Source organism: Ignavibacteria bacterium, from assembly GCA_016873775.1.
Classification (GTDB): domain Bacteria; phylum Bacteroidota; class Ignavibacteria; order UBA10030; family F1-140-MAGs086; genus JAGXRH01.
Genome location: VGWC01000123.1, coordinates 1 through 3,457 on the forward strand (window position 1 = coordinate 1; position 3,457 = coordinate 3,457).

Sequence of the window (3,457 nt, forward strand, 5' to 3'; positions counted from 1 at the left end):
TTGCAAAAATTCCAATGAATAATAATGCTACTTCTTTTATCGGGAGAAAATTAAAATCATTCTTTTCGTGAATCTCTTTTCTCGTTGTGAAATAAGAACCTACAGCCGCCGCAACCATCAGCAACTCGCGGACAAACATTGGTTTCTGAATAAACACAGAACCAAGAATGACAACAAGAAAAAGTATGTTATGCATTCCCGTTATTTCCGCTTCTTCTTCTATTGCCTCGATTTCATGCTCCATTCTGTCCGGTAATTTTTTGAATGATATATAATCAAAGACAAAAAATATAGAAAGAACCAAACCGATTGTCAGGAGCCATTCGAGATACACATTTTCCAACACCCAGAAAAATGGAATGCCTTTCAAATAACCGAGAAACAACGGCGGGTCGCCAATCGGAGTTAATGCGCCGCCAATATTGCTGACGATAAAAATAAAAAAGACAATGTGAAATCCGCTGATGCGATATTTGTTCGAGCGAATGTACGGACGAATGAGAAGCATTGATGCGCCGGTTGTTCCGATGAGATTGGAAACGACTGCGCCAATTCCGAGCAACACAACATTACGCATCGGAGTCGAACGTCCTTTGATGCGAATGTGAATTCCTCCTGCGACAACAAACAATGAACCGATAAGAACGATGAAACTTACATATTCAATTCCTGTATGAACAACACGCTCAACATCACCAAAAATAAAAAAGTAGTAGAAAAGTGTTATGCATCCCAAACCAATTGCAACGTGCGGATAAAATTTTTCCCACCAGTGTTTGTTGATAAACGGCATCAACGCAATCGCAAGCAGCAACAACACAAACGGCACAATCATCCACGGCGTTGGAGCGATTGTGTTTGCAATTTCTTCCTGAGTAAAAAGAAATGAAGTGGGAAAAATGGTAAGGAGTAAAAGGGAGAAAAGTTTTATAAACATCATTTATATGTAAAATATCTCACGCAAAGTCGTTAAATGAACCACAGACAAAATCAACAAAGAAATTACTCAGCGACTTTGTGTCTTTGCGTGAGCCATATTCGTCATCCCGTGAATTTTCTCCACTACAACTTTCGATGCGGTAGAAGAGAGTTTCATAAATGTTGACGGATAGATGCCGAGCCACACAATGAAAATAAGCGGAAGAGCGAGGACAAAAATTTCCCGCATTGATAAATCCACAAGCGATTTATTTTTTTCGTTCGTTATGTTCCCGAAAATAACGCGCTGATACATCCAGAGCAAATACACTGCGGCGAGAATGACACCCGTTGCGGAAAGAATTGCATACGCTTTGTTTGCAAGCAACGTGGATTTGAATGCGCCGAGCAAAATCAAAAACTCACCGACGAATCCGTTGAGTCCCGGAAGTCCCGCAGAAGAAAGTGTAACGAGCATAAACAGCGTCGCAAAAATCGGCATCACTTTTGCAATTCCGCCGAACTCGGAAATGAGCCGCGTGTGTCGTCTATCGTAAATCATTCCGACGAGCAAAAACAAACATCCCGTCGAAAGTCCGTGGTTAATCATCTGAATCGTTGCGCCTTGAATTCCTTCTTCGGTGCCGGAAAAAATTCCCAGCACGACAAATCCCAAATGGCTCACGGAAGAATACGCGACAAGTTTTTTCATATCGGGCTGCACCATTGAAACGAGCGCGCCGTAAATGATTCCGATAACTGCAAGCATTGATAAATACGGAGCAAACGTGATTGATGCCTGCGGAAACAGCGGAATGCAAAATCGCAACATTCCATACGTTCCCATTTTCAATAATACGCCGGCGAGAATGACGCTTCCCGCAGTTGGCGCTTGAACGTGCGCATCGGGAAGCCACGTGTGAAATGGGAACAACGGAACTTTAATTGCAAAACTCAATGCGAACGCAGCAAACAACCACAATTGAATTGTTGCGGGAATTGTCGGCGCGATTTTTAAAAGTTCTTCGTAATTCACGGTGAACACTCCGTTCGGCATTGTTGAAGAATAATATCCAAGCCACAAAATTGCAACGAGCATCAACAAACTTCCGAACATCGTAAAAAGAAAAAATTTAACTGCGGCATACACTCGCTGCTCGCCTCCCCAAATCCCGATAATAAAATACATCGGAATGAGCATCGCTTCCCAAAAAATGTAGAAGAGAAATAAATCAAGCGAACAAAATACGCCCAACATTCCAACTTCGAGAAACAAAAACATCGCAACAAATTGTTTGACATTTTTTGTAATCGAATTCCAAGATGAAAGAAGCGCGATGGGAGTGAGAAATGTTGTGAGTAAAATAAGAAGCAGTGAAATTCCATCAATGCCGAGATGCCAGCCGATATTGAGCGATGCAATCCAAGGAATGTTTTCAACGAATTGCATTTCTGTTTTTGTAACATCGAACTGGAAATATGCAAACAGCGACATTACAAACACGCCGATACTGATCGCAAGCGCTAATGTTTTTGCCGCGGCTTCTTGTTCTTTGTTCAAAAATAAAAGTAACACTCCGCCAACAAGCGGTGTGAGAATGAGATATGAGAGAAGGTGAAATTGCACGATTTGATTTTAGGTGTTAGGTGGAAGATTGTAATTATTTCATTGATAATTTTTCTTCTATAAATAACTTTTGCAACAATAAATCTGAAGTATGATATAACTCTACTTCATTCCGAACTGAAATTGCTGAAGCCAATTCTATTGCATCCAAAGTTCGAAAACAATGAATCTACGTCAGAACTTCCTTCTTCGATACAATATAATTTCACAAGCGAAGAAGTATCGAGAAATAATTTCATAAATAACTTCGTCGCTCTTCAATAACTGCTTCGCTCAAACTTCCTTTCATATCTTTCAATAATTCACGAGATTCAGCGAAAGAAAAATCTGAAAGTTGAAGTCGCTTTCTTTTTGGAGAATGTTTAATTTTTTCTACATCATCAAGAAAAGTTACAACAACTTTTACAGGTTTTAAAGTTTTGACCTCTTCTTCTATTTGAAGTTGTCCATTATAGTATGTTCCGTTTACTGCTATCATAATTTAAATTCGATTTATTTTACATCAACAAAATTCCAACGATGACGATTATTCCAACGACAAATGCGGCGGCGTAACTTTGCGCTACACCAACTTGTATTTTCCGAAGTTGTCCGCTGATGATTGCAATGAGCGATGCAGTTCCGTTCACAATGCCATCAACAATTTTTGTATCGAAAATTTTCCACAAAAAACTTTCCGAAAGTTTAAATGTAGAATTGACGAAAAAGAAATTGTAAATCTCATCAACATAATATTTGTTCCAGAGCAGTTTTCGAAATCCCTGTGAATTATTTTCGACAGGAAGTGTTTGCGCAACATATTTTTTTCTTGCAAAGAAAATACTTGTTACTGCGATTGCAACAGAAACAGCCATCAATATATATTCCATTGAATGTGAACCTTCGTGATGAAGCGGTAAACGAAATTGCGCT

Annotated in this window: 4 protein-coding genes; all 4 read right to left on the bottom strand. The window is 39.5% G+C overall.

The genetic code is table 11. The features are described 5' to 3' along the window. Positions 1-937, bottom strand: a 937-nt coding sequence (locus FJ218_11095) for a sodium:proton antiporter (protein MBM4167446.1), incomplete at its 3' end; no start/stop codon positions are given. Positions 938-1,006: 69 nt separating this feature from the next. Continuing rightward, positions 1,007-2,545, bottom strand: coding sequence for an NADH-quinone oxidoreductase subunit M (locus FJ218_11100; protein ID MBM4167447.1), 1,539 nt, complete (start codon positions 2,543-2,545; stop codon positions 1,007-1,009). Between the two features lie 107 nt (positions 2,546-2,652). Then, positions 2,653-2,784 carry a type II toxin-antitoxin system VapC family toxin gene (locus tag FJ218_11105; protein MBM4167448.1) on the bottom strand — a complete coding sequence of 44 codons (132 nt, stop codon included), beginning with the start codon at positions 2,782-2,784 and terminating at the stop codon, positions 2,653-2,655. Further along, positions 2,781-3,023 (bottom strand): hypothetical protein, encoded by a 243-nt coding sequence (locus FJ218_11110; GenBank protein ID MBM4167449.1) that lies wholly within the window; start codon positions 3,021-3,023, stop codon positions 2,781-2,783. The genes FJ218_11105 and FJ218_11110 overlap by 4 nt, the downstream gene beginning before the upstream one ends. Positions 3,024-3,457: the final 434 nt, after the last annotated feature.